Annotated in this window: 19 protein-coding genes; 12 read left to right on the top strand and 7 right to left on the bottom strand. The window is 57.8% G+C overall.

Annotation, left to right across the window (positions count from 1 at the left end):
• Positions 1–8: 8 nt before the first annotated feature.
• The 3 genes from Pan97_RS07270 (at position 9) to Pan97_RS07280 (ending at position 3,453) form a co-directional block, all read left to right on the top strand.
• Positions 9–629 (top strand): HAD family hydrolase, encoded by a 621-nt coding sequence (locus Pan97_RS07270; protein ID WP_144971448.1) that lies wholly within the window; start codon positions 9–11, stop codon positions 627–629.
• Positions 630–755: 126 nt separating this feature from the next.
• A complete protein-coding gene (locus Pan97_RS07275) occupies positions 756–1,220 on the top strand; it encodes a response regulator (protein WP_144971449.1) in 465 nt (154 codons plus the stop codon).
• Between the two features lie 49 nt (positions 1,221–1,269).
• A complete protein-coding gene (locus Pan97_RS07280; RefSeq protein WP_144971450.1) occupies positions 1,270–3,453 on the top strand; it encodes a chemotaxis protein CheA in 2,184 nt (727 codons plus the stop codon).
• Here the strand turns inward: Pan97_RS07280 and Pan97_RS07285 are convergent.
• The 5 genes from Pan97_RS07285 to Pan97_RS07305 all read right to left on the bottom strand — a co-directional run bounded on the left by Pan97_RS07285 (position 3,450) and on the right by Pan97_RS07305 (position 10,381).
• Positions 3,450–4,955: a PAS domain-containing sensor histidine kinase gene (locus Pan97_RS07285; protein ID WP_144971451.1), complete on the bottom strand. Its 1,506-nt coding sequence runs from the start codon at positions 4,953–4,955 to the stop codon at positions 3,450–3,452. The genes Pan97_RS07280 and Pan97_RS07285 overlap by 4 nt on opposite strands.
• Positions 4,956–5,084: 129 nt before the next feature.
• Complete coding sequence (gene xylA, locus Pan97_RS07290; RefSeq protein ID WP_144971452.1) at positions 5,085–6,395, bottom strand: xylose isomerase; 1,311 nt, start codon at positions 6,393–6,395, stop codon at positions 5,085–5,087.
• 97 nt (positions 6,396–6,492) lie between these two features.
• Complete coding sequence (locus Pan97_RS07295; protein ID WP_144971453.1) at positions 6,493–7,905, bottom strand: sulfatase family protein; 1,413 nt, start codon at positions 7,903–7,905, stop codon at positions 6,493–6,495.
• A gap of 135 nt (positions 7,906–8,040) precedes the next feature.
• Positions 8,041–8,850 (bottom strand): SDR family NAD(P)-dependent oxidoreductase, encoded by an 810-nt coding sequence (locus tag Pan97_RS07300; RefSeq protein WP_144971454.1) that lies wholly within the window; start codon positions 8,848–8,850, stop codon positions 8,041–8,043.
• Positions 8,851–8,968: 118 nt separating this feature from the next.
• Positions 8,969–10,381: a Gfo/Idh/MocA family oxidoreductase gene (locus Pan97_RS07305; RefSeq protein WP_144971455.1), complete on the bottom strand. Its 1,413-nt coding sequence runs from the start codon at positions 10,379–10,381 to the stop codon at positions 8,969–8,971.
• Positions 10,382–10,849: 468 nt separating this feature from the next.
• Here Pan97_RS07305 and pyk point away from each other — a divergent pair, with 468 nt between their 5' ends.
• From pyk to Pan97_RS26225, 3 genes are all read left to right on the top strand, one after another.
• Positions 10,850–12,310 carry a pyruvate kinase gene (gene pyk / locus Pan97_RS07310; protein ID WP_144971456.1) on the top strand — a complete coding sequence of 487 codons (1,461 nt, stop codon included), beginning with the start codon at positions 10,850–10,852 and terminating at the stop codon, positions 12,308–12,310.
• Between the two features lie 348 nt (positions 12,311–12,658).
• A complete protein-coding gene (locus tag Pan97_RS07315) occupies positions 12,659–13,567 on the top strand; it encodes a zinc metalloprotease (RefSeq protein WP_196782310.1) in 909 nt (302 codons plus the stop codon).
• Positions 13,568–13,582: 15 nt separating this feature from the next.
• The gene (locus Pan97_RS26225; RefSeq protein WP_165698649.1) at positions 13,583–13,894 is read left to right on the top strand and encodes a hypothetical protein; all 312 of its coding nucleotides are present in this window, start codon (positions 13,583–13,585) and stop codon (positions 13,892–13,894) included.
• Between the two features lie 11 nt (positions 13,895–13,905).
• Here Pan97_RS26225 and Pan97_RS07320 read toward each other — a convergent pair whose 3' ends face one another.
• Both Pan97_RS07320 and Pan97_RS07325 read right to left on the bottom strand, forming a co-directional pair.
• Positions 13,906–14,445 (bottom strand): hypothetical protein, encoded by a 540-nt coding sequence (locus Pan97_RS07320; RefSeq protein WP_144971457.1) that lies wholly within the window; start codon positions 14,443–14,445, stop codon positions 13,906–13,908.
• A 102-nt stretch (positions 14,446–14,547) separates the two neighbouring features.
• Positions 14,548–15,912, bottom strand: a complete 1,365-nt coding sequence (locus Pan97_RS07325) for a sulfatase family protein (RefSeq protein ID WP_144971458.1) — start codon at positions 15,910–15,912, stop codon at positions 14,548–14,550.
• Between the two features lie 163 nt (positions 15,913–16,075).
• Between Pan97_RS07325 and Pan97_RS07330 the strand changes: the two genes are divergently transcribed.
• The 6 genes from Pan97_RS07330 to mutL all read left to right on the top strand — a co-directional run bounded on the left by Pan97_RS07330 (position 16,076) and on the right by mutL (position 26,242).
• Entirely contained in the window at positions 16,076–18,577 is a 2,502-nt protein-coding gene (locus Pan97_RS07330; RefSeq protein WP_144971459.1) for a DNA internalization-related competence protein ComEC/Rec2, read from the top strand.
• Positions 18,578–18,817: 240 nt separating this feature from the next.
• A complete protein-coding gene (gene rpsO, locus Pan97_RS07335; protein ID WP_105330407.1) occupies positions 18,818–19,087 on the top strand; it encodes a 30S ribosomal protein S15 in 270 nt (89 codons plus the stop codon).
• Positions 19,088–19,416: 329 nt separating this feature from the next.
• On the top strand, positions 19,417–21,678 hold the full coding sequence (locus Pan97_RS07340) for a polyribonucleotide nucleotidyltransferase (protein ID WP_144971460.1): 2,262 nt from the start codon (positions 19,417–19,419) through the stop codon (positions 21,676–21,678).
• 85 nt (positions 21,679–21,763) lie between these two features.
• A complete protein-coding gene (locus Pan97_RS07345) occupies positions 21,764–22,555 on the top strand; it encodes a two-component system sensor histidine kinase NtrB (RefSeq protein ID WP_144971461.1) in 792 nt (263 codons plus the stop codon).
• Between the two features lie 283 nt (positions 22,556–22,838).
• Positions 22,839–24,287 carry a sigma-54-dependent transcriptional regulator gene (locus tag Pan97_RS07350; RefSeq protein WP_144971462.1) on the top strand — a complete coding sequence of 483 codons (1,449 nt, stop codon included), beginning with the start codon at positions 22,839–22,841 and terminating at the stop codon, positions 24,285–24,287.
• A 35-nt stretch (positions 24,288–24,322) separates the two neighbouring features.
• Positions 24,323–26,242 (top strand): DNA mismatch repair endonuclease MutL, encoded by a 1,920-nt coding sequence (gene mutL, locus Pan97_RS07355; RefSeq protein WP_144971463.1) that lies wholly within the window; start codon positions 24,323–24,325, stop codon positions 26,240–26,242.
• The last annotated feature ends 9 nt before the right edge of the window (positions 26,243–26,251 follow it).

Genomic DNA, 26,251 nt, shown 5'->3' on the forward strand with positions numbered 1-26,251 from the left:
CGGCGGAAATGAGTTCCCCCCTCGAGTTCTTTTACTTCGATCTCGGTAAGGTTCTGCTCGACTTCGATCATGAGATCGCGTGTCGACAGATGGCGGATGTTCTAGGAACGACCGCGGAAACGATTCGCACCGACGTCTTTCACTCTGGCGAGCAGTGGAAGTACGAACGGGGCGAGATCACCACGCTCCAGCTGCATCGCTGGTTATGCGATCGGTACGACGTGGAGGCCAAGCTGGAAGACGTTTGCCACGCCGCATCGCACATCTTCCATCCGATTCCCGGCACCATTGAGATTGCCGCAGGCTTGCACGCCGCCGGTCACCAGTTGGGGATCCTTTCCAACACGTGCGATGCCCACTGGGAATATTGCCTGGGCAGACCGTTTCCCTTTCTCAACGATTTCTTTCCCATTCACGCGTTAAGCTTTCGGCTGGGGACCATGAAGCCCGATCCGGAGATATACCGCAAAGCGGCCGCGTTGTGTGGCGTTTCGCCCGAAAAGATCTTCTTTGTGGACGATCGTGAGGAAAATGTCGCCGGTGCGGCTGGTGCCGGTTATGACGCCGTCTTATTCACGGGCGCGGCGGATTTGAGCGAAGCTTTGACCGCTCGAGGTGTTCGTTTTTAAGCGGATGGCCGTTACAAACCACCCGTAAGTCTTGGACTTCTCTCGGTTGTCGACTTGCTGTGCGCAAATCACGTCCTACTCTTGTCAGGAATAGTTTTGTGCTTTGCAAGAAAAGTAGGGCAGGTAATGACAACGACTTCATCTGGTTTTGAAAAACAAGTTCTTCATGTCGACGACGACGAGTCCTTCCTGAAGATCGCGAATCATCGCTTGATCAAGGAAGGCTACCAGGTCACGTCCATGGTCAGGCCGGAACATGCGCTGAAGCATCTTTTGAACACGAACTGCCGCGTCTGCATTCTCGATATCGATATGCCCCGCGTCACCGGTTTAGAGTTGCTGCAAGAGATCAAGGCCTACGATGGCGGTATTCAAGTCATCATGATGACTGGCCTGGTTTCGCAGATGACCGTACTCGAGTCGTTGCGAGGCGGGGCGGAAGCATGTTTCTTCAAGCCCATGCCTGATTTCACTCCGCTGTTAGAAGCATTGGACGCGACGTTCGTCAAAGCCGAGCGATGGTGGCGATGTCTGCATGAACTGAAGAATCGTCGAGCAAGCGAGTTGAGCGTTGCCCAGGCAACTCAGTGAATCTGAGCCTCCCAAGTAGCCGCTTCATCAGCAAAACACCGAGACTATCATGACCACGACCGTAAATCCGAACGACGAACTACTCTTGGCGTTCATCGATGAATCGCTCCACTCGATTCATGGGCTCGCCGACCAGATCACTGCTTATTTGCATGATCCGGCCAATGCCGATTCGATCAATGGCGTCTTTCGAACGGTCCATTCGATCAAGGGAAATGCCGGCTTCTTTGGTTTGTCGGTCGTCAAGAAGTTCGCCCACTCGGTCGAAAACACGCTGGATGACATCCGCAATCAGAAGCTATCGCTGACGGAAGATCTGAACCGGGCCCTGATCGATTCGTTCGACCGAATCAATCGGCTTCTGCAGGAAGTCGAGCAGAACGAAATTCGCGAGGAGCTCGCGCCGGAAGATGTTTCGCTTCTGGAACGCATTACGGAATTGTCGCTCGAATCGGGAGGTGGATGCTCCGGCGAAGAAGCGCTGCTGAGGGAACTGCAGGGCCTGGCCGAAGAGATGAGTGCCGCTGGCTTTCCGGAATCGCTACGATGGTCTGAGAAACTGGCGCAGCTGATCGGTGCTAACGAAGAAGAAGCCAATTCCGACGAAAGTTCAGCCATCGAGCCCAAGGATGTCCTGAAAGGACGTTTCGAGATTGCCGGAGAAGACGTCTCGCCGCTGGTTCATAGCGTGGCCGAGGCGTTTATCTGGCCAGAGGATGGCTCGTGGAGCGACGAACGTTCTGGCCTGGTGCTTGATCGACTGGCAGACTTCTCGATGGTGTGTCGCCTGCGTGGTAACAGCAGCGATCAGCAAAAGATTGAATCGGCCGTCAAGGACTTCAAGGTCATTTACGAAAGCCCGATTGGCATCGACGAGGGGTTGTTGTCGGTCGTGTGGGCGAACGTGGCCCTGGTTATTGAGCGGTTCCACCCCGAAGAAGAACCGGTCGAGACCACCTCTGCATCCAAAGAACCGAGCCCCGAAGCCGCCGCGCCGGAAACTCCGGCAGCCCAGCAAGCCAAACGCGCTCGCTCGATTCGCGTCAACGAAAACCATCTCGATCGTTTCCTCGATGACGTCTCGGCATTGTTCATCACGTGTGAACGGCTGAAAGACGTTCAGTGCCGGATGGCCGTTTCGGAGACGATTGGCGAACTCGTGGAAGAACTCCGCCAAATCAACGTGACGTTCTCGACCCAGGCCAACGAACTGCAGAAGAGCGTCGTTTCGCTGCGTAAGGTGCCTGTGCGAGGCCTGCTGGCCAAGTTTCCTCCGATGGCTCGCAAGTTGGCCAGTGACTTTGGCAAGCAGATCGACGTACACATTGAAGGGGAAGAAGTCGAAGTCGACAAGTCGCTGATCGAAGATCTCGATTCCCCGCTAACGCACATGATTCGCAACGTGGCGGACCATGCCATCGAAACGCCAGAGGAGCGGATCAAACGCGGCGTGGGCGAGGCCGGAAACTTGTGGATCAAGGCCGAAACAACGCGTACTCATGTCGTGATCACCATCCGGGACGATGGGCGCGGCATCGATGCCAGTCGCATTCGCCAGAAGGCCATCGACAAGAAGATCCTGCCGGTCGAACAGCTTCAGGCGATGCCCGACGCCGAGGTCATTGATTTGATTTTCCACCCTGGTTTTTCCACCGCGGAAAAGATCACCGACGTATCGGGCCGTGGCGTGGGCATGGACGTCGTGCGGACCACGATTCGCGATCACGATGGCGAGGTGCATGTCGAGTCGGCCGTCAATCAGGGAACCACGTTCACGATCGAAATACCGATTCGTCAAGCCGTGCTGGTGATCGAAGGTTTGCTGGTAGGCGTCAAAGAGGAACAGTTCGTCATCCCATTCGAGAACATCCGCGAAGTGATGGAAATCGGCTCCGACGAGATCAAAACGTGTCATGGTCAGCCGATGACCATCGTCCGTGGTGAAACCGTTTCGGTCGTGTCCTTGGCCGAGCAGATGGAACTTGATTCGTCCGGCCGTTGGGAAGAAAAGTCCCGGCACGCGGCCGTGCAGGTGGCCAGCAAGCAAGGTTCCGCATGTTTACTGGTTGATCGCGTGATCGGCAAGCGAAAAGTGGTGGTCAACGACCTGCAAAACGTGCTGGAAAACTGCAACCGGATCAGTGGCGTTGCCCAGCTAGGGGGCGGACACTTGTCGCTGGTGATCAGCGTTCCGGAAATCGTCAAATCGATGACGCCGAGCAGCGTGGTCTAGCTCCCATCGAGAAAGTCATCCAGGGGGAGCGAGACCGAAATGGTCGTTCCCTGACCGGGGGAAGAGTCGATCTGGGCCGTTCCTCCCAGCAAGCTGGCCCGCTCGCGGATTCCCGAGATGCCACACCGCCGAGGATCGATTTTGCCAGGCTCAAAGCCGCGTCCCTGGTCCGCTATCTGCAGCACGATCCTCTTGTCATCTTGCTTGATGGAAACCTCGACGCGATGCGCGCCGGAGTGTTTACGGGCATTGTTCACCCCCTCTTGAACCGTGCGATAAATGGCCATTTCCAACGACGGGGCAAGCCGGTCGAACTGGACTTCATGTTCAAAGCCAATCATGAATTCTCCTTCCGTCATTCGCGTCACCAGGTCGTCGAGGGCCGCGATGACTCCCCCCTGTTCCAGGCTCAGCGGTCTGAGGCCATTGAGCAGACGGCGAATCTCAACAATCGAGTTGGATAGAAACTGCGTCCCGCGCGTGAGTTCCTGATGTCCGTCCGCTTCGGAAGATACCAGGCTGAGTCCCGTTTGCAGGAACATCAATGCGCCGGTCATGTCTTGCACGACGCCATCGTGGATTTCGTAGGCGATCAATCGCCGGTCGCGTTCGTTCGTGTCGAGTAGTCGCCGCAAGGCTCGGCGATCGCGCAAGATCTCTTCTTCACGCTGCTTGCGAACGCTAACGTCCAGAAAGCAAGCCAGCAGGGCAGGGCGGCCGGCGAAATTGATCCGATCCAAGTAGACGGCTGCCCACCAGGTTTTGCCTTCCGCCGTCTTAAGTTTCATGGTCATGCCCCGAATCGGGACGTTGCCGGCGACACGCTCGAGAAGTGCCTGGCGCTGGGCAGGGTCGGCGTAGAACTCGCCGGTGATCTGCTGATTGATTGTTTCATAGGGGGTCGCGAACGCTTCGGCCAGGGCATGGTTTCCCGACAGGACACGACCGGTTTCCATGTCGGAGATCACCACGGGGACCGGGGTCATTTCGACCATCGTGCGGAAACGTTCGTCGCTGTCGCTTAGCTCGGCCTCGATCTTTTCTTTGCTTTCCTGAAGAGCATGAACTTCCTCGTGCTCGTCCGTTGCGTCGAAGGTGGCACCGACGATAGCCGTACTGCCGTCGCTCATCTTCAGGGGGGCATAGCGAGCTTGTTGAATAGTATTCGAGGCCAAACTGCGAACCCTGGCCTTCTGGGGTTTTCCTTCTTTCAGAGCTTGCTCGAGGGCCTTGGCCAGGATCTCGCCATCCTCCTCAGAAACAAAATCACGGATGTTGTGACCCACGACCTTGTCATATAGCTCAGGAGAAAAGTAGTTGACGTAGGTCAATTCACCATCGGGATTGATCGTAACGATATGAACCGGAACAGAGCAGAGAATGTTTTCCAGTTCCGCAACGCGTTTCCTGAGCTGCTTGTTTTCCAGTTCGACGTTGGCTGCCTTCCAGGCTCTGGTTTCCGCCGTCTCTCCACGGTAGCAGCTGTCTTTCTCTGGTTGCACGTCTGGGAACCCTCCGCCGATCAGATTGGTGAGCCGCTAAAGAAAAATGGATTGCCGCCCGGTTGGTAGCAATCCATTTTAGTAGTTCAAGCGGCCACAAATAGGCCTATGTTTCGCCGATTGCGGCGATTACAGGTACATGTTGAAGATATGTTCCAACAGTTCCTGGCGGCCGCTGGCGTTCGGACTGACTTCCCCCTTTTCAAGCATGTAGGCTTCCAGCGTCTTGAAGTCGTGCTTGTCGGCTTCGATGTCGGCACCCACGCCGCTATCCCAGCTCGAATAGCGCTCTTTGACGAACGCGTCCAGCTTGCCGTCGGCACGAATCGCGGCGGCGACCTTCAACCCCTTGGCGAATGCGTCCATGCCGCCGATGTGGGCGTAGAACAGGTCGAGCGGTTCGAAGCTTTCGCGACGTACTTTGGCGTCGAAGTTCACACCGCCGCTGCCCAGACCGCCGTACTTCAGAATCGATAGCATGCATTCGGTGGTCAGGTAGTAGTTGGTGGGGAACTGGTCGGTATCCCAACCCAACAGCAGGTCGCCGGTGTTGGCGTCGATCGAGCCCAAAATGCCGTTTGCGCCACAGTATTCCAGCTCGTGCTGCATGGTATGCCCGGCGAGCGTGGCGTGGTTGGTTTCCAGGTTCATCTTGAAATGCTTGTCCAAGTCGTACGACTTAAGAAACGCCAGGCAGTTGGCCGAGTCGAAGTCGTACTGGTGCTTGGTGGGCTCTTTCGGCTTGGGTTCGATCAGGAACTGGCCCGTGAAGCCAATTTCCTTGGCGTAGTCGACGGCCATGTGAAAGAACTTGCCAAGGTGATCCAGCTCACGCTTCAGGTCGGTGTTGAGCAGGTTCTGGTAACCTTCGCGGCCGCCCCAGAACACGTAGTTCTCGCCACCCAGCCGCTTGGTGACTTCCAGCGCTTTCTTGACGCTGCAGGCAGCATAAGCGAACGCGTCGGCGTTGCAACTGGTGGCGGCACCATGCATGAAACGGGGATGGCTGAACATGTTGGCCGTGCCCCACAACAGCTTGATGCCGGTGCGCTGCTGTTCGGCTTCGAGCGCGTCGACGACGGTGTCGAAGTTCTTGTAAGTTTCCTTCAGGTTGGCGCCTTCCGGGGCAACGTCGCGATCGTGAAACGCATAGTACGGGGCGCCCAGCTTTTCGATGAACTCGAAGGCAACCTTCACGCGATTGACGGCGTTCTCGACCAAGTCGGACCCATCATCCCAAGGACGAAGCGCCGTGCCGGGACCGAACGGATCGGAACCGGTTCCGCGGAACGTGTGCCAGTAAACCACGCTGAAGCGGAAGTGCTCCTGCATGGTCTTCCCTTCGACCACTTCGTTCGGGTTGTACCAACGAAAGGCCAGGGGATTGCGAGATTCGGGGCCTTCGTATTCGATCTTTCCAACTTCAGGAAAAGCAGTCATGGTTCTTTCCAAATAAGGGGTGTCAAGTTTTAACTCTTAGCAGTCTGTGAATTTTCTGCTTCAACAACGTAGCCGATTCGAGGAAATCAACAGGCTGCTACAGTTCGAGCTGGGAATCGGCAAACACCATTTCCTTCTGGTGTTGTTCGATTAGTTTTTGAATCTTCTGGATGACCTCGGGGTTGTCCTTGGCCAGATCTCGAGATTCGCCGGGGTCTTCTTCCAACTGGTAAAGCAGCGGCGGATTATGGACTTCCGCTTTCGGTTGACCATACCCGGTTTGTGTCTTGAGATGCATCTTCCAGGGACCAACGCGGACGGCCATCAAGTCGTAACCTCGATAATAGAATAGAGCCTCGCGGTTACTCTTGCCGGTCTGCTTGAGGACCGGGGTCAGGTCGTAGCTGTCCAGCTTACGATCGGAAGGAAGAGGCAAACCGGCCAGCGACGTGAACGTTGCCATCAGGTCCATCGTGCTGCCGACGTCGGCCGCGACTTCAGCCGCGGGAATGGTCTTGGGCCACCAGAAGATCGTCGGTTCTCGCATGCCGCCGTCGAACGTGCTTCCCTTGCCATCGCGGAGCGGACCAGCCGACCCGCCATGATCGCCGTAGATGAGCCAGGGCCCATTGTCACTGCAGAAGACGACCAGGGTGTTCTCGTCGAGGCCTGTGTCGCGCAGCTTCTGCAATACCTGCCCGACGCTCCAGTCGATTTCTTCGATGACGTCGCCATAGTATCCACGGCGGCTCACTCCTTCAAATTCCGGCGAGCGGAACAGGGGGACGTGCGGCATCGAGTGAGCCAGGTAAACAAAGAACGGTTTGTCTTGATTTTGTTCGATGAACTGGACGGTCTCTTCCGTGTAACGACGAGTGATCGTCGTTTGATCGGCGGGACGCTCGATGATCTCTTCGTTCCGCATCAAGGGCACGTTGAAGTATTCGCTCTTGGGATGCCAGAACGATTCGCGCCCTTTCGGGGCCGAAGCGATGCGGTCCATATCGTTGGAATAAGGTATGCCGAAGTAGTAGTCGAATCCGTTATTGGTAGGCAGATATTGCTTGTGATGCCCCAGGTGCCACTTGCCGATGCAGGCCGTGGCGTAGCCCCCTTCTTTCAAAGCTTCGGCAATCGTTACTTCCTCGGCCGGAAGTCCCCCCTTCGAGTTCGGGAACAACACACGCCGCTTGTTGCTGCACATGCCGCTGCGGCACGGCAGACGGCCGGTCATCAATCCGGCTCGACTTGGCGTGCAAACCGAAGCCGCGACGTAGAACTGGGTGAACTTCATCCCTTCGCTGGCCATCTGATCGAGATGCTTGGTACGAATCGTGGGATTGCCAAAGCAACCTAAGTCGCCGTAGCCCAGGTCGTCGCAGAAGATCACGACGAAGTTCGGCTTCTTTGCCGGGGAAGCTTCTTGAGCGTTTACAAAACCGGCGTAGCAAGTGGAAGCGATTGCCAGCAGCAGCAAGCGCAGACACAGGCGGGAAAGTTGATAAAGCATGAGGCAACTCGGCAGATAGGTTGAATAGAGTTTCGGGCAAGGGAGGTGCTGTGCATCATAAGCCCTGGCCGGGGGTGATTCAACCAACCGAACTCGCACGGATCTGAGAGATTTTCCAAGGGGTAAGGACGTGCGTCACGAGGACGTAAATCGTCGTAAAACCCAATCACCCCAGGCTCCAGACAGCTGAGCGATGGCAAATAGAAGCCTTGCCTTGCCAGGAACAACGATTTCGGTCTGACGTTTTTCACAGCCTTTGAGCACCCTTGCGGCAAGCGATTGGGGATCGATCGCCTTGACCTTTACGCCGGCTCCTGGCTGGGCGGCCGAATCAGGCAACTCGGTCGTTTGCTGGGCGTAGCGAGTTCCGGCATCGTCCCGGGCAATGGGGCCGGGGCAGACCAGCATCACATGGATGCCGGCATCGGCCATCTCGAGCCGCAGCTGATGATTGAGCCCTGCCAACGCGAACTTCGAGGTGGCATAAGGACCGATGAACTTGGAAGCACTCTTACAGGCAAGCGAGCCCATGTTGACGATATGCCCCTGGGAGGCTTCCAGAAGCGGCCTGGCAGCTTGGACGCAGCGAACCGTCGACAGAACATTCAAATCATACGAGCAAAGAAACTCGTCGATGGAGGTCTCGCACACGAGTCCGCGGGAACTAATGCCGGCGACGTTGAACAAAGCATCGAGTTTGCCGTACTTCTGCTGGACCTGATCCAGCAGTTGTACCACGTCGTCGTCGTTGGTCACGTCGGTTGGTACGCAGAGGGAATGCGTACCGTCCGGGTCGAGTTGGGCCGCGGCCGCGCTAAGCTTCTGCTCGTCCCGGGCCGCCAGCACGACGTGGCATCCCTGGGTGATGAGCTGCTGAGCGAGGGCTTTTCCGAAGCCTTGCGAGGCGCCGGTCACCACCGATACTTTATCCTTCCAGTATGTCACCGCTGTCGTTCTATGTCGTAGCTAAGTTGCGTAGTCTTTGGTTTGACATGCCAAACAAAAGCCCCTGATCCGATCAAGGCGAACCAGGGGCCAGGGGAGTGCATGATGGGAGTTGTGATTATACGGTCACTTCGTAACCTTTGCGAGCTTCTCGCGACTGCATCGCATTGGCCTGGTCGTCACCCAGGATCTGCTCGCTCTTCGGGTCCCACTTGAGGGAACGATTCAAGCGAATTGCGATGTTCGACAGGTGGCACGTGGTCAATGCTCGGTGGTGGGTGAACACGTCGGAAATCGGCAGTTTCCGCGTCTTCACGCACTCAAAGAAGTTGGCCATGTGAGCATTGCTTCGAGCAGGATCCTTTCCGCCGTAAACCTCGGCGATGGCGTTCTCTGGCAGCGGGTTGTCTTTGAGTTCGTCGATCGGGGCACCGACGATCTTACCGCGGTTGACCAGAAATCGGCCCTTGGTCCCGGTAAACATGATCCCATTGTTGAAGCCAAGTTCATCCTGGTGGGAATCTTTGATGTCCATCACCACGCCGTTGTCGAAGGTCGCCTTGACGTGGAAGTTGGTCGCGCAGTTGTAGCGATCATCTTGCAGCGGCATGCCGTCTTTGAACTCGACGGGATGCTTGGCGTAAATCGGCTCGATGGAGCTTGCTCCCTGGCCGTCGCCATTCTGGCCGATGCCCCACTGGGCGATGTCAACGTGGTGAGCACCCCAGTCGGTCAGTTTGCCGCCGGAGTATTCGTACCACCAGCGGAACTCGTAGTGGCAACGCGTCTTGGTCTGCTTGCCTTCTTTCGCCCAGCGATAGTCAACCAGCGGTGCCTGGCCGAGCCATTTTTCCCAGTTCAAGCCGCTCGGAACGTCGACCACGGGAATCGAGTTGCTGGTGGGGGAACCACCGATCGCGACGGCAACGTGCTGGACGTCCCCGATGCGGCCGGCTTGGATCAACGCGATCGCCTGGAGGAACTTCAGGCCCATTTCGCTACGCTGCTGGGTACCGACCTGGAAGACGCGACCGGTCTCTTTGGCGACCTGGCAGATCTTCTTGCCTTCGTCGATGGTCAGCGTGAGGGGCTTTTCGCAGTAAACGTCTTTGCCGGCTTTCATCGCTTCGATGGCGATCTTCGAGTGCCAGTGATCGGTGGTCACGATGGTGACGATTTCGATGTCGTTGCGATCGAGGATCTTCTGGTAGTCTTCGTAGACGTCGACGTCACGCTGGACACCCTTTTTCGATTGGATGTCGGTCACCTTCTTCTTGGCCCCATTGGCGTGGTTGGCGTCGACGTCGCAAACGGCGACGACGTCGCCAAGTTGCATCGCGTTGGGACCGACGGCGTTCCAGCGGCTGCCGGTACCAATGCATCCAACCAACGGTCGATCGTTCGATTCACTCGACTTCTGTTCGTCCGCTCGCGCGTCTTGGCTGGTGAAGATATAAGGAACGGAGACCGCGGCGGCAGTCGCGACTGAGGTTTTCAGAAAGGATCGTCGATCGGAAGGGCGTGGACTCAAAGCGGTAGCTCCCTAGGTGAATGGGTGAAAAATGGTGGCCGAATGGACTGCGCGTATCCGTCGGAGATAAAAGGCCCAACTCCCTTATTGGGGCACAAGGGAGTGAGGGCCTGACTTAAGGCTCAGGTAATGGGGCAGGGCATTTTATAATAGTCTTTCAGGTGTCCGTGTACCATAAAATTCAAAAAATTGGGTGACTTCATGTTTCCCTATTCACTTTGTGGGATATTCATCAGGAAAACATTTCCCCATAAGACCGCCTCTACGTGGAAAGGATGCCCCTTATGCGCAAAGGACATAAGCTTCACAAATGAAATGAGGCTCAAAGTGAGAAAAATCCACGCTGTATGGGCATACGCAATGGTTAAGGATTCTCAAAACCCCATCGTCATCTGCTAAGCGATGGGCTAGAGTTATGCGTGTTGTTCTCGTTACTTCCGCATTATCAACGAAACTGGCAACGAAGCTATGTCTGCTGCTCGAATCTTTCCGAACCGTGCCCGCACGAAAATCGTCGCCACCGTTGGCCCGGCTTGCCGCACTCCGGAAATGCTGGAAGAACTGATCCTCGCCGGCGTGGACGTATTCCGCGTGAACCTCGCCCACGGCGACTTGAAGGATCATTCCGAAGTCGTACGCAACATCCGCGAGATCAGCGAAAAGGTCGGTCGCCCCATCGCGGCCCTGGCGGACCTTTCCGGCCCCAAGATTCGTCTGGGAACCCTGCCCGAAGATATCGTGCATTGCCACGAAGACGATGTTTACACGTTCATCCGTGGTGAAGACAGCACCGAACCGAAGACCCTGACTTGCAACTACGAGCCGCTGATCGACGAGTTGGAAGTGGGCAACGACGTGATGCTGGCCGACGGTACGGTCATGATGACTGTGATCGAGAAGACCGCCGATACGGCGACCTGCAAAGTGGTTCAGGCAGGCCCGATCCGCAGCCGCCAAGGCATTAACTTGCCCGGCACCAAGCTCAGCGTCGAAGCCCTGACCCCGCAAGACATCGAACACGTCAAGTGGGCCGCCGAGAACGATCTCGACTACGTGAGCCTGAGCTTCGTGCGTTCGGCGGACGACCTTCGCCAACTGCGCGATCTATTGATGCAGCATGAGTCGCGTGCATTCATCATCGCCAAGATCGAAAAGCGTGAAGCACTCGATAACCTGGAAGAGATCGTTCGCGAGTCGAACGGGGTGATGGTTGCCCGCGGCGACTTGGGCGTCGAAATCGACGTGGCCGAAGTGGCCGCTTCGCAGAAACTGATCGTGTCGACCTGTTCGCGAATCGGTCGCCCTGTGATCGTCGCGACGCAGATGCTCGACAGCATGACCACCTCGAATCGTCCGACTCGTGCGGAAGCGACCGACGTGGCCAACGCCATTCTGGACGGTGCCGATGCCTGTATGCTTTCCGGTGAAACGGCCGTGGGCGTGCATCCGGTGGCGGTCGTGAAGATGATGAACCGCATTATGCTGGCCACTGAAAAGATGTGGATGGCTGAACGGGGCCCGGCCCGCAAGATAGACAACCGCGTGGCTCAAGTGCACCCCGTCACCCAGGCCGTTGTGTCTGGTGCGTCGATTACCGCGGAACACCTGGATGCCAAGTTGCTGGTCACCGCGACGCGAACCGGTGGTACGGCCTTGACCAAGGCCAAGCTCCGCGACGCGATTCCGACCATCAGCGTGAGCGACTCCGACGCGGCACTTCGCCGAATGTGCTTGTACTGGGGTGTCACGCCGATCGCGAATGCCCCGGTGCATAACGGCATTCAGCTGCGTCGCTTCATCGACCAGTGGGGACTTTCCAACGGTTACCTGGAAGAAGGGGACCGCGTGGTCTTCATCACCGGCGGCGGCATCATGCAGTCGGCCGAATACATCGTGGTGGTCCACCGCGTTGAAAAGCCGCAAGACTAGGCGCAGGTAACGTTGTCCGGCGGTGCCCTTCCGCGGGTACCTCCCGCGTCTTAGCGAACCGCCGTTTGGTTGGTCATGGTCGACCTGAGGTGCGTATCGGTCCGTTTATGCATCGGCTGGTCGTTGCCGTATGTCTATTTAAGACGGCTAATCCGTGTCGTTTCATCAGGCGACGTCCTAGACAACGTAATCCTTCGTGAAACGACGAAGCTCCCACCGCGAGATTCTTTATCACCAGATTTTCCTTGACGTTCCGCGTTGGGGATCGCTCTAATGGCTGCGTTATGCCACTCTGTAGTATGGCGTTCCTTTGACTGGCTTCACTGTGATCGCGAGGACGACAACCCCATGGCCAAGAAGAAATCAAGCACGACGAAGAAAAAGACCTCCAAGAAGACCGCCAAAAAGACCCCACGTCGAATGTGTGGGGCAATGGAAGTCAATTATCGCTTGTTAGAGCAGTTTCCTTCCTTCCGCCAAGCGCAAATCTCGTTGGAACACAAAACCAAGATGAGCTTGCGCGAATCGCTCGAGGCACGTACGACTCCTTACAAGATCAACACCGTGGTTCATGTGGTTCACCATACCAGCGCGCAAAACATCTCGGACGCTCAGATCGATAGTCAGATCAAAGTCCTGAATCAAGATTTCCGCCGTACGAACTCTGACTGGACAAAGACGCCCGCTCCTTTCAAAGGATTGGCAACCGACCCGCTGATCGAATTCAATTTGGATGAGGTCATCCGCGTCGAAACGGATCAAACTTCATTTGGCACCGATGACGAAATGAAGTTCGTCGCACCCGCTAAGAATCCCAAGAAGTTCCTCAACCTCTGGGTCTGCGAACTCAAGGGGGGAACGCTTGGCTACGCTCAGTTTCCCGGTGGACCGGTTCCCACCGATGGCGTTGTGATCACCTATACCGCATTTGGAACCAAGGGAACGGCGTCGGCTCCGTTCAACAAGGGGCGCACGGCCACCCACGAGGTAGGGCACTATTTGAATCTGCGGCACATTTGGGGAGACACGCCTGATTGTTCCGGTTCGGACTTCGTGGACGATACTCCCAACGCGGAAGGACCGAACTACGGAGAACCTACATTTCCCTCCATTTCTTGCGGTAATGGGCCGTCTGGTGATATGTTCATGAATTACATGGACTACGTTGACGACAAGGCGATGTTCATGTTCAGCGCAGGCCAAGTGGCACGTATGCATACCACGCTGGATGGACCGCGAAAATCGCTTGTCACCTAAAGTGAGTGAGGTGTTATGGCTGATCCACTACGTCTCTCGGAATTGACGAATTCGTGGGTTCATTCTCACGAGGAGGACACGCCAACCTGCAAGGTTTACCGACCTGCCAATTACCCGTTTCCTCCCTCGCGGGGAAGAAGCGGTTTTGAGCTTCGCCCGGACGGTACTTTACTTGAGGCGGCTCCTGGTCCGGTTGATCGGATCGAGAAGAAGAAAGGCGTTTGGAATCTATCGGACCAGACGCTTCGATTGAACGAAGAGGGAGTCGGAGTCCGCGAGATTAAGATCGAATCGCTGGAGCCCGATCGTTTGGTCGTCGAGAAATAATCAGCGATCGTCTAGTCGATCGCTTGCGAGTACTCCCCTTGCCGGGCTGATACCAGCGAACGCCAGGCATGCTCGATCAGGTTGCTCAGCACGAAGCATCCCATGCCGGTCAGCGCCGCGCCGCTAACCAGGCAAACTCCCATCACTGCGTAGTTGAACTGCTGCGGTGGCACCCACGTGCTGCCTACCGCACCAACAATCGCGCCGGTGAGCGTCGCCTGGCTGACCAGTCGTATCTGCCAGTTTGAAAGCCCGGACCGTTCGGCCAGGTTGGGGGACTTCCATCTGCCGCGAGATGCAGGGGGCTGGCTGGGTGGCGGCTCTTGTGGGGCGCGACGTTGCTTTCGCTGATGCCCCAGGCGATGACTCAGATACGAAGCTCCCAGGTGCACCAGCACGATGATCAAAAACAGAACGGTCATGTAGGCCGCAAAGGGACCGACCAGTCGAAGCACCGCAAAGACCACGCCGCACAAAGCCAGAAGCCAAGCCAGCGCCCAAAGCGAAAACTTGGGTGGCGATTCCAACGTGAAATCAGAGTTACGAGCCATACACGACTTCCCATCCGCAGCGTCCAACGATTGCGTTTGGTTCATCGTACCGAAGGGATCGTATCTGGCAAACGGAAAGCTGGCACAACCGAGTTTCGGGCGCTACTGGAGCGAGGTTCGCATTTGATCGAGTTCCGCCCGCATCGCCTTAAGCTGGTCGGCATGTTGAGGGTCATCGGCCAGGTTGGTGACCTCGTGCGGATCTTGTTGCAAGTCGAACAACTGTTCCAGCTTAGGCTCGCTGTTGGGATAGAAAACGTACTTCCATCGCTCTCCCCGCACCCCTTCGCTTTGCGGAATGGTGGCGTGCGGAAAGAGGTGTTCGTACAGGAACTCGGTTCGCCAGCCGCTGGCTTGATTGTCTTCGACCAGTCCCTGCAGGCTTTGTCCCTGCATCACCGCAGGGGGCTCGATGCCGGCCAGGTCGAGCAGAGTGGGTGCGACGTCGATGTTCAGGACCATTTCTTCCCGGCGTTGCCCTCGCTTGTCTTTGGGGAGTCGCGGATCGAAGACGATCATGGGAATGCGAATCGATTCTTCGTACATCAGCCACTTGCCTGCCAGGCCGTGCTCGCCCAGGAAGAAACCATGGTCGGACGTGAACAGGATGACCGTGTTGTCGGCCAGCTTCTTCTCTTGAAGCTTGGCAACCATCGCCCCGACGAAGTCATCGACGCCGGTCAGCAATCGATAATAGTCCTTGATGTTCTTCTGGAGCATTTCGTCCCCATCGAAACGACGTCCCCAGCGAACGCGGGACTCGCCACCTTGCAGCTGCTTGGGAAGCTTCTGGTAGTGCTCGTCGTTGGCGGTTACGGCTGGCACGATGGTGTCGTCCGCGTAATAGTCGGTGTACTTGGGGGCATGCTGGAACTGCCAGCCTGGGCCATCCTGGCAGTGGGCCGCTTTGAAGCTGACTTGCAGGCAGAACGGTTTATCCGGCGAGCACGTATCGAGGAATTCCAGCGTCTGGTCTTCCAGGTGCTTGGTCATGTGCGGACGGCCATCGACAAAGTACTTCCCTTGGCCGGGGAACCCTTTCCAATAGTCGTACTGGTCTGCTGGAAGCTGGTTGCCCACACCCCATTTGCCGATGAATGCCGTCTGGTAGCCATTGGCCCGAAGCAGGGCAGGGAAGGTTTGCTCGAACGCTTCCGGGCTGAGGACGGCGCGGAAGTCGACGATCCCATGTCGGCGCGCGTACTGCCCGGTGATAAACGAGGCCCGGCTGGTCGCGCAGATGGCGGTCGTCGCGAAGGCGTTCTCGAAAACGACCCCTTCCTGGGCCAACTTGTCGATGTTAGGTGTCTTGATGACCGGATTGCCCATGCAGCCCAACGCGTCCCACCGCTGGTCGTCGGTGAGCAGGAAGATCAAATTAGGCCGATCGGCCGCCGACGCGCCTTGCCAGGTGCTCAGGATGGAGAAAACGGCGACAAAGACGCCCAGGAGCAGTTGTTTTCGCATGGTCAGGAGGCTCTGAGGGAGGAAGGGATGAGGCGGAGTGTGAACGTACTAAGTTACCAAACTTTCGTCCTGTCGGCACGAAAAAATTGAGCGACAGGGTGGTCGGTGCGATACTAACAGGCTTATTCCTTTTAGCATCGTCCCTCGGCCGATTCGTTTCAAGTTGACTTTCCAGCAAAGTTCCCAGGCAATACGCGAGCGTACGATCTATCGTCCGCTGGTCTTGCTTGCGCCGGCGATCACGCTGGGGGTAATCGGTGACGCGGCCTTCGATTTCTCGATGGCCCTTTGGTTGATTTCGTTCGCTGGCCTGATGTTGCTGTGGGGTCTTCTGTGCTTCCGGCGAGCGGAAAACTATGCCAGTGTGACGCTGCTACTCGCCGTCGCGGCGTTTGGCGGCATGCTGCATCACGGTCACTGGAACCTTTATCGATCGACCGAGCTAAGCCGCGGCCTGTCGGCGGATAAGCAGCCGGTTGCGCTGCAGGGAGTGGTTGTCGATTATCCCCGCTTCTTACCTGCCAAGCCACCCACCTCCGCGTTTGAATTTGAACTGCCCAATCAATGGAAGGTCCCCTTTCGTATTCAGCAGATTCGTAGTGGAGCGACCTGGGTTGCCGCGTCAGGTGATACCGAGATCTATGTTTCGGGAGATCAACTCGACGTTCGCCCAGGGGAATCGATTCTGGTCTTTGCTCAAGCGACTTGCTCTGAAGGAGCATTGAACCCCGGTGAGTTCGACTTCGCCAACTGGGCTCGGGCGAACCGTCGACGGACATTTCTCCGAAGTGGTTATCCCGATTGCCTGCAAGCGACCGGTGCACCGACGAAGTGGTCGCCATGGGATCCGATTCGCGAGGCCCGACATTACGTCAGCGGCGAGTTAGCGGCCGCGATTCCACCGGGTCTGGATGGCCTGGCCGAGACGATCTTCCTGGGGCGTCGCGAACGATTGGCGGATGAAACGGACGAGGCGTTTCGGCAAACAGGGACGGTTCATCTGTTGGCGTTATCGGGATTGCATCTGGGAATCTTGGCGCTGTTTGCCTACGGAGTGTTACGCTTCTTACCGGGGCCCCTTTGGCTGCCGCCCTTTTGTCTGCTGCTAATGACGTCGGCCTATGTGATTCTAGTCGATGCCCGGCCGCCGATTGTGCGAGCCTCGATTTTGGTGGGGGCGTTTTGCGTGGCGATGATTGTTTACCGTCGCCCCACGTTCTGGAACAGCCTGGCGGCGGCCTGGATCTTGGTGATTTGCTGGAACCCGACCGAGATCTTTCAAGCCGGAACGCAGTTGTCGTTCGTCGCGGTCGCCTCGTTGGCGTGGCTTGCGGGTTTCCAGGCGATGACCAGGCAGGCCGACCCGCTGCAGGATCTGATCGAGATGACTCGTCCCTGGCCGGTGAAGTGCTGGCGACACTCGGTGCGCTGGTTCGGCCGGATGTTCGTGGCGTCGTTGGTCGTGTGGCTGGTCACGTTGCCGCTAGTCCTGTTTCACTTTCACGCGGCTTCCCCTTGGACGATCGTCCTTTCGCCAATCCTCATTTTGCCGATGGGATTGGCGCTTGCTCTCACGTTACTACTCTTAGCCGCATCGATCGCCGTGCCGCTGGCAACGCCATGGGTGGCGTGGCTTTTGTCGTGGCCTTTGTGGGGGATGCAGGAAACGGTTGCGTGGACGCAGCAGCACGCTGGGCTCACGATTTGGTCTGCGGGGCCGCCGGCGTGGTGGGTAGTTGGGTTCTACGTCGTGACGGCGACGATCGGCTGGCTGATGATCACGCGCCGCTTGCCTGTTCGCTGGAGCATTGCCGTGGTTGCCCTTTGGCTGACCGTTGGGTTTGGGTGGGGAACGGCTCAGGCCATTCAATCCAGTGCCCGAGACGATCTCGTATGCACGTTCGTCAGCGTCGGTCATGGTACCTGCGTGCTGGTGGAACTGCCGGAGGGACGTAACTTGTTGTATGACTGCGGGCGGCTCGGATCGCCGAAGCGGGCGGGCGAGTCTCTTTCGGCCGTGCTGTGGAGCAAAGGGATCCAGCATCTCGATGCGGTCATCATTTCCCACGACGATGCCGACCACTACAACGGCTTGCCGGAAGTGCTCGAACGGTTCTCGGTTGGGGCCGTGTATTGTTCCGACTTGATGGAGAAGATCCCCAGCGAGCTGGTCTCGACGCTGTTAATGGATATTCGCCAGCGCGAGATTCCCCTGCGAACCTTATCCGCCGGACGAAGCTTACAGGCACACCCGGACGTCGACCTGACGATTCTCCATCCGACCCGGAAGGGAGTCCTCGGACGCGACAACGCCAACAGCATCGTCCTGTTGATTGAATACCAGGGACGCCGCATTCTTTTGCCGGGGGACCTCGAATCGCCCGGGACCGAAGCGGTGATCGTCGAGCGGCCAATCGACTGCGACGTGGTGATGGCCCCCCATCACGGTAGCCGGCACAGCCATGCCGAGTCATTTTACCAGTGGTGTCAGCCTGAGTGGATCGTGGTCAGTAGCGGCTCGCGAGACATTCTCGGCCCGGAGGATGCCAGGCTAGGCGAGCCGGTGTGGCTCAATACGGCCGCCAGCGGAAGAGTCGAAGTTCGGCTATCGGCCAGTGGCCGGCCTCCGAAAGTGGCTTCGTGGCGAAAAGCAGGGGTAGAGTAGGGGCTGTGGGCGCTTTTAACGAAAACCTAGACAGCATTCTGGGCCCATAAGGCCTATTAGGCGTTGCAAATTCAGCTTTCACTGCTAAATTAACGGTCTTATCAAGAGATTGAGGATGAGTTTGATGCGCTGGTGTCCGCGGTTTTGGTAGTCGCGGGCGGCCTTGTGGTTTCACAAGTCCTTATTTTTATTGTGGTTAAGAAGAAGTCACCCTACTTGCGGACGTAAGTAAAGTCGCCCATGTCGATTACCAAAGAAAAGAAGAACGATGCCATCCAGGATTTTCAACGTGGTGGCGAGGACACGGGTTCCCCGGAAGTTCAGATTGCGATTTTGACAAGTCGCATCAACAACCTGACGGAGCACATGAAGAAGCACAAGAAAGACTACGCGACTCGTCGCGGGTTGCTTGCTATGGTGAGCCGTCGTCGCCGCTTGCTCGATTATCTGAAGCGGCACGATCCCCAGAAATATCTGGATATGCTGGCACGGCTTGGTATTCGTAAGTAGCGTACTGCTGCTTCGGTCTGGTCGAAGGAGGCTCGTACCTACGATGGACGAGCCTCTCAAGTTACTGGCAATGGAATTAGCCTGAAGACGCGCGCCCCTGGGGCTTTCGCGCGTCTTTACCACGCCCCGGCCGGTGGTGGAATACAGATTGGCTGGCGGGGCACCCTTACGAGGTTCCGCTCGGTAGAAAATGTGCGGTGGGCCTCAACTTATATTGAACCAAGCACTGGAAGTTCCAATTGGCCGGGCCCTCTCTCCTCCAGGCCCTTACCCCCTTTGGCGCAAGCCCTCTCGGAACCGCTTCTGGTGCGCTGTGTAGGACGGAAAACGTGGAAGAAATTCGTGTAGAGAAGCAGATCGGCAATGAAACCTTATCATTCACAACTGGCTTTCTAGCCAAACAAGCCCACGGGTCGGTGCTTGTTCAATACGGCGAAACGGTGGTCTTCGTCGCCGCCGTCTCCGGCCCATCTCGGCCAGGGACCGACTTCTTTCCCCTGACCTGCGATTACCGCGAACGTACCGCCGCTGCTGGTAAGTTCCCCGGTGGTTTCATCAAGCGAGAAGGTCGCCCGACCACCAAAGAAATTCTCTCGTCGCGTCTAATGGATCGCCCGATCCGTCCGATGTTCCCCAAGGGTTACTACGACGAAGTTCAGATTCAGGCCAGCGTCGTGGCCAGCGATCGGATGCACGATGGCGACGTGCTCGCCATGAATGGTGCCTCGGCCGCTTTGTGCATTTCGCACCTGCCGTTCCAGGGGCCTTTGGCGGCCGTTCGCATGGGGCGGATCGATGGCGAACTGGTGGTGTTCCCCTCGTTTGAACAGCTGGAACAAAGCGACCTCGACCTGATCATCTCCGGCAACAAAGACTCGGTCTTGATGATCGAAGGTTTCTCGCGGGAAATTCCCGAAGACGAGATGGCCGACGCGATCATGAAAGCCCATGAAGTGGTCAAGGAAATCTGTGACCTGCAGGTCGAACTGACCGAAAAGGCCGGCAAAGAGAAGATGGAGTACGCCGATCCAGACGACGGTGGCCTCTATCAGAAGCTGATGGATTCGTACTACGCCGACCTGAAATCGGCCAAGCAAACGACCGGTAAGCAAGACCGCGCCGACAAGGTTCGCGAACTGAAGACCAAGGTCAAGGAAGAGCTGATTCCTGATCCGGCCGCCGAAGGTGCGATCGACGAAGGTGCGTTCGGCACCGCCTGGCACGATCTGGAAGAACGCGTCGTGCGTGACCTGATCCTCAGCGGTACCCGTACCGATGGCCGCGACACGAAGACCCTGCGTCCGATCGAATGCAAGGTCGACATTCTGCCGCGCGTTCACGGTTCGGCCGTCTTTCAACGTGGGGAAACCCAATCGCTGATCACCGTCACCCTGGGTACCCCGCGTGACGAACAGCGCGTCGACGGCTTGATCGACGAGTACTCGAAGAAGTTCATGCTCGACTACAACTTCCCGAGCTTCTCGGTGGGTGAATGCCGTCCGATTCGTGGCCCTGGCCGACGTGAAATCGGTCACGGTGCTTTGGCCGAACGTAGCGTGAACCCCGTTCTGCCGGCTGCCGAAGACTTCCCCTACACGATCCGTGTGATCTCCGACATTCTGGAATCCAACGGCTCCAGCTCGATGGCTTCGGTCTGTGGTGCGACCCTCGGTTTGATGGCCGCTGGCGTGCCGATCACCAACCCGGTGGCCGGTATCTCGATCGGCCTGGTGAAGGAAGGGGACGACTACGTCCTCTTGACTGACATCCTGGGTGAAGAGGATCACCATGGCGACATGGACTTCAAGGTCGCTGGTACCCAGAACGGGATTACCGGCATCCAGTTGGACCTCAAGATCAAGGGGATCAACGAAGACATCATCCGCAAGACGCTCGTTCAGGCTCGCGAAGCCCGTATCGAGATCCTTCGCAAGATGCTGACCACCATCAGCCAGCCGAAGGACGATACGTCGAAGTGGGCTCCGCGCATGATGCGTACCAAGATCAACCCAGAAAAGATCGGCTTGTTGATCGGTCCTGGCGGCAAGACGATTCGCGCCATCCAGGAAGAAACCGGCGCGACGATCGACGTCGAAGACGACGGCACCGTGATTGTTGCCAGCGGCAACCTGGAATGGGCCGAAGCCGCCATGGTTCGCGTCCAGGCCATCACCGGCGAAGTCGAAGTCGGCAAGATCTACGAAGGCCGCGTCACGAGCGTGAAGGACTTCGGTGCGTTCGTCGAAATCCTGCCAGGCCGCGACGGCTTGTGCCACATCAGCGAACTGTCGACCGAATACGTTTCGGACGTCAACTCGGTGGTCAAGGTCGGCGACATCCTGGCCGTGAAGGTCCTGCTGGTCGACGAACACGACCGCGTCAAGCTGAGCCACAAGGCCACCTTGCCCGGCGGCGATGCCCCGGCCGGCGAAGGTGACGAAGAGCTGGAAACGGCCGGTTCGCGCGGCGGTGACCGTGGCGGCCGCGGCGGCGATCGCCGTGACCGTGGCGACCGTGGCGGTGATCGCGGAGGCCGCGGCGGCGACCGCGGTGGTGATCGCGGACGCCGACGTCCTCGTCGTGAAGACTAAGAGCTTCGAGCGACAGTTCTAAGTTCAACGGATAATTGATCGCCCGGAGTACGGAAGTGCTCCGGGCGTTTTCGTGAGAACAACCATGGATCATCATTCCTCATCGCATGACTCGCGCGAAAAATCGCGCGATCAGTACCTGGTCGACCAGTACAACGAGATCGCCCGCCTGGCCGGGTCGCTGGCGCACGAGATCAAGACGCCGTTGTCGGTCATTCGGATGAATATGGAACTGCTGGCCGAGGATCTCGACGATCCGCAGACGCCTCAGCAGCGGCGGGCCAAGCAGAAGATCGAGACGGTGCAGGAGCAATGCGAGCGGCTGCAAGGGCTGCTGAATGACTTTCTGCGGTTTGCCCGGATCCGGGATTTGAACTTACTGCCGGGCAGCCTGAACGAGCAGATCGAGCGGGTACTCAACTTCGTCGAACCCCAGGCCCAGCGGCAAGGGGTCGAGATCATTCGCTACCTCGATTCTGAGCTTCCCAGCATCGACCTCGATTCCGAGCTTCTCTATTCGGCCCTCTTGAACCTGGTGGTCAACGCGATTCAGGCCATGCCGGACGGAGGTTCGCTGATGGTGCAAACCCGTGAGTTTCGCAGTGGGGTGCTGTTGCGGCTGGTCGATACCGGCTGCGGGATGAGCGATACGACGGCCTTGCGGATGTTCGATCCGTTCTATTCGACCAAGGAGGGGGGCTCGGGTCTCGGATTGCCGCTGGCCAAGAAGATTATCGAAGCCCACCATGCGATCATAGACGTGCAAAGCGAACTGGGTCGCGGAACGCAGTTTACGCTCGAATTTCCCCTGCCTAAGCGAATTGGCAGCAAGAAGTCAAATTCGTCTGAAGAGGAGTCAGCTGAATCGGACGGCTGATGACGTGGCAGAAGAAATAAGCCACAGAGGACACAGAGGTCACCGAGGAAAAGAAAGAGCAACCACGGATGGGAAGCACCAGTTGAAAGCGTGCCACTCTTGGACGAGGCAGAAGTAGCACCTCTTTCCTCTTCGTATCCGTGTTTGTCCGTGTCATCCGTGGTTAAAAATTCTTTCCTCCCCTCGGTGATCTCGGTGTGCTCTGTGGCTAACCCTCTTTTCCAAGACCCTCAACCAGAGAACGGTTCTAGAGGAATTGGCACTTCTTCGGTACGATGATGGCATGACGCAAGACGCCCAAACCCAGCCACAATCCGATACGCTCGATGTCCAGCCGGACCAGTTCCGGGTACTAGTCGTCGACAATGACAAGGCCCACGCCATGACCATGGCCGAGAGCCTGGAACGGATCGGGTTTGTCTGCACCGTGGCCACCAGCGGGCCGGAGGGGGCCGAGAAGATCCTGGCCGAGCCTTTCGAGATCGTCGTGACCGACCTGGTCATGAACGACATCGACGGTATGGGCATCTTGCAACTCACCAAAGAGAACCGCCCCAACTGCGAGGTGATCGTCGTCACCGGGCACGCGACCGTTTCGACCGCCGTCGAAGCGATGCAGAACGAGGCGCTCAACTTCCTGGAGAAGCCCCTCACGCCGGATAAGCTTCGTGCCGCCGCGCTCAAGGCGGCTCAGACGATTCAGCTTAAACGGCAGAACTCGGAATTGATGCGGCGGCTGGACGAGAAGTTCGGCTTCGAAGGGCTCATCTATTCCAGCAACAAAATGCGGCAGGTCGTGCAGCGATTGCAGCGCATCGCCCCGACCGACGCCAGCGTGTTGATCCTCGGCGAGACCGGCACCGGGAAGGAAGTCGTCGCCCAGGCCATCCATCAGAACAGCCCCCGCAAGAAGAAGCCGTTCGTGCCGCTGAACTGCGCCGAGCTGAGCGAGCACCTGCTGGAAAGCGAACTGTTCGGTCACGCCAAAGGGGCGTACACCGACGCGGCCAGCGAACGTATCGGCCGCCTGGAGTATGCCAATGGCGGCACGTTGTTTCTGGACGAAATCGGCGACATGCCGATGGCCACCCAGGTGAAGCTATTGCGGGTACTGGAATCAGGCGAGATTACCCGCGTCGGCGAGAACAAGCCGATCCGCATCAACGTGCGGCTGCTCTCGGCGACCAACGCCGACCTGGAAACGGCCATCGCGGCCGGGACGTTCCGCTCGGACCTGTACCATCGCCTGCGGATCGTGACGGTTCAGCTTCCGCCGCTACGGGATCGCCCCGACGACATCCTGCCGCTGTTCGATCACTTCCTGAAAGTCTTTTCCAAGAAGCACGACAAGAAGGTGCGGGGGATCGACCGAACGGTGTTTCAGCGCTGTTTGGATTACGACTGGCCTGGCAACGTTCGGCAGCTGCGGAATTTCGCCGAGAGCATGGTCGTGCTCGATCTGGATGGAACGATCGGCCTGGATGACTTGCCGCCGGAGTTGATTCAGGAAGGGGACGACCTGGTTCCACCGATCGATCCCAAGCCGGCCGTTTCCACCAATGGCGAAATGCCCAACATGGTTGGCCAGTCGATCAGCGACGTCGAGAAGTGGTTGATTGGCGAAACGCTGAAAGCGACCAGCGGCAATCGCGAAGAAGCGGCCAAGATGCTGGGAATTGGTGAGCGGACCCTCTATCGCAAAATCAAAGAATACGGATTACGCGGCGACTGATCTCGTCTGGCCGAATCGAAGGGAGTTGGCAGCGGATGCCGAAGATTCAACAACTTTCTGCAAGTGTCGTCAACAAGATCGCGGCCGGCGAAGTGATCGAGCGCCCAGCGAGCGCCGTCAAAGAGTTGATGGAGAACTCGCTCGACGCCGGGGCCACGCGGATTGACGTTACCATCGAGCACGGCGGAGCCGAACTGATTCGCATTGCCGACGATGGCTGCGGCATCGCACCCGAAGACATGCCGCTCACCATCGCTTCGCACGCAACCAGCAAGATCGGAAGCGCCGAAGATCTGTTTCACGTCCGTACGCTCGGCTTTCGCGGGGAGGCGCTCGCGTCGATCTCGGAGGTGAGTCAATTCCTGCTGCGTAGCCGTACTCGCGATGCCGATTGCGGCAGCGAAATGCTCGTGCATGGGGGCAACGTCCAGGAAGCCCAGCCGTGCGGCTGCCCGCCGGGGACGATCATCGAGATCCGCAACCTGTTCTACAACACGCCGGTTCGCAAGAAGTTCCTGAAGACGACCCAGACCGAATTCGGCCACATCAGCGAAGCGTTCACCCGGATGGCGCTAGCCTACCCGCAGGTTCACTTCACGCTCAAGCATGGCACGCGGCTGGTGCACGACTTGCCGCCGTGCCATGACCTTCGCGAGCGGATTCGCATCTTCTTTGGCGCGGAGATCGCCGACCAGTTGATCGAAGTCGAAAGCGAAAACGATCAGGTCACGCTGAGCGGCTATGTTGGCAACCCTCGCTTCAGCCGCAGCAACAACCGGATGCAGTATCTGTTTTTGAACGGACGCTTCATCAAGGACCGTGCCCTGCAGCATGCGCTGGGGGAAGCGTACCGGGGACTGCTGCTGCATGGTCGTTATCCGATTTCGTTCCTGCGGATGTCGATGCCGCCGGAGATGGTGGACGTGAACGTCCATCCGACCAAGCTGGAGGTGCGTTTTCAAGACAGCGGGCGAATCTACAGCCAACTGCTGGGAACATTGCGGACGAAGTTTCTCAGCTCGGATCTGGACGCGACTTATCGTCCCCCAGGCGAAGAGTCGAGCACGGTTCACGGCGATACGCAATCCGCCGAAGCCCTGCGCGAAGAACTGGTCGCCTGGGCTAAGGGAGCCGTCGACACGGATGCTCCTTCCCACGGCTCCGGCGATCGTCGCCAGACCGACTTCGATCTCGACTTCCGTTCCCCCAATCGCACGCCGCTACAGCTCAATCCGATCGATCGGTCGACCGTCGGGGCAGGCAGCTTGCCGTTGCCGCCGATTCCCAGCGGGGTCACGCCGGCTCATCTTCGCGACCGGGAAGATATCGCAGAAGAACCAATCGAGCCTACTCCCATGCCCACGCAAGGAGGTGGCGTCGGTTCACAACAACGGGCCATTCAATTGCACAATCGCTATCTGATTGCCGAGACCGATGAAGGAATGGCGGTGATCGATCAGCATGCCCTGCACGAACGCATTCTCTACGAAGAGCTTCGCGAAAAGGCTCTTGCGCGGCGGCTGGAGGTGCAGCGGCTGTTAGTGCCGGAGACGTTGAATCTCTCGGCCCAGGAATTTGCCGCGGTCGACGCCGCCACCGAAACGCTGCATCAGGTGGGGATCGAAGTCGAGGCGTTCGGCGGCGACACGATCCTGATTCGCAGCTATCCGGCCATCCTCGGACGTCGTAAGCCGGCGGAAATCGTGCGGGAAGTGGTCGATCAACTGCTGACCGAAGGGAAGAATCTCGAAAAAAGAGATCTTTTGGACGAACTGCTGCACATGATGTCGTGCAAGGCGGCCATCAAGGCCGGAGATCGACTCTCCAGCGAGGAAATCGACGCTTTGCTCGAATTGCGGCATCTTTGCCAGGACGCCCACCACTGCCCGCATGGCCGCCCCACGGCATTAGTCTTTACAAAAGAGGAACTCGACCGGAGATTCCAACGCACGTAAAATAGTGAG

The sequence above is a fragment of the Bremerella volcania genome (assembly GCF_007748115.1).
Classification (GTDB): Bacteria; Planctomycetota; Planctomycetia; order Pirellulales; family Pirellulaceae; genus Bremerella; species Bremerella volcania.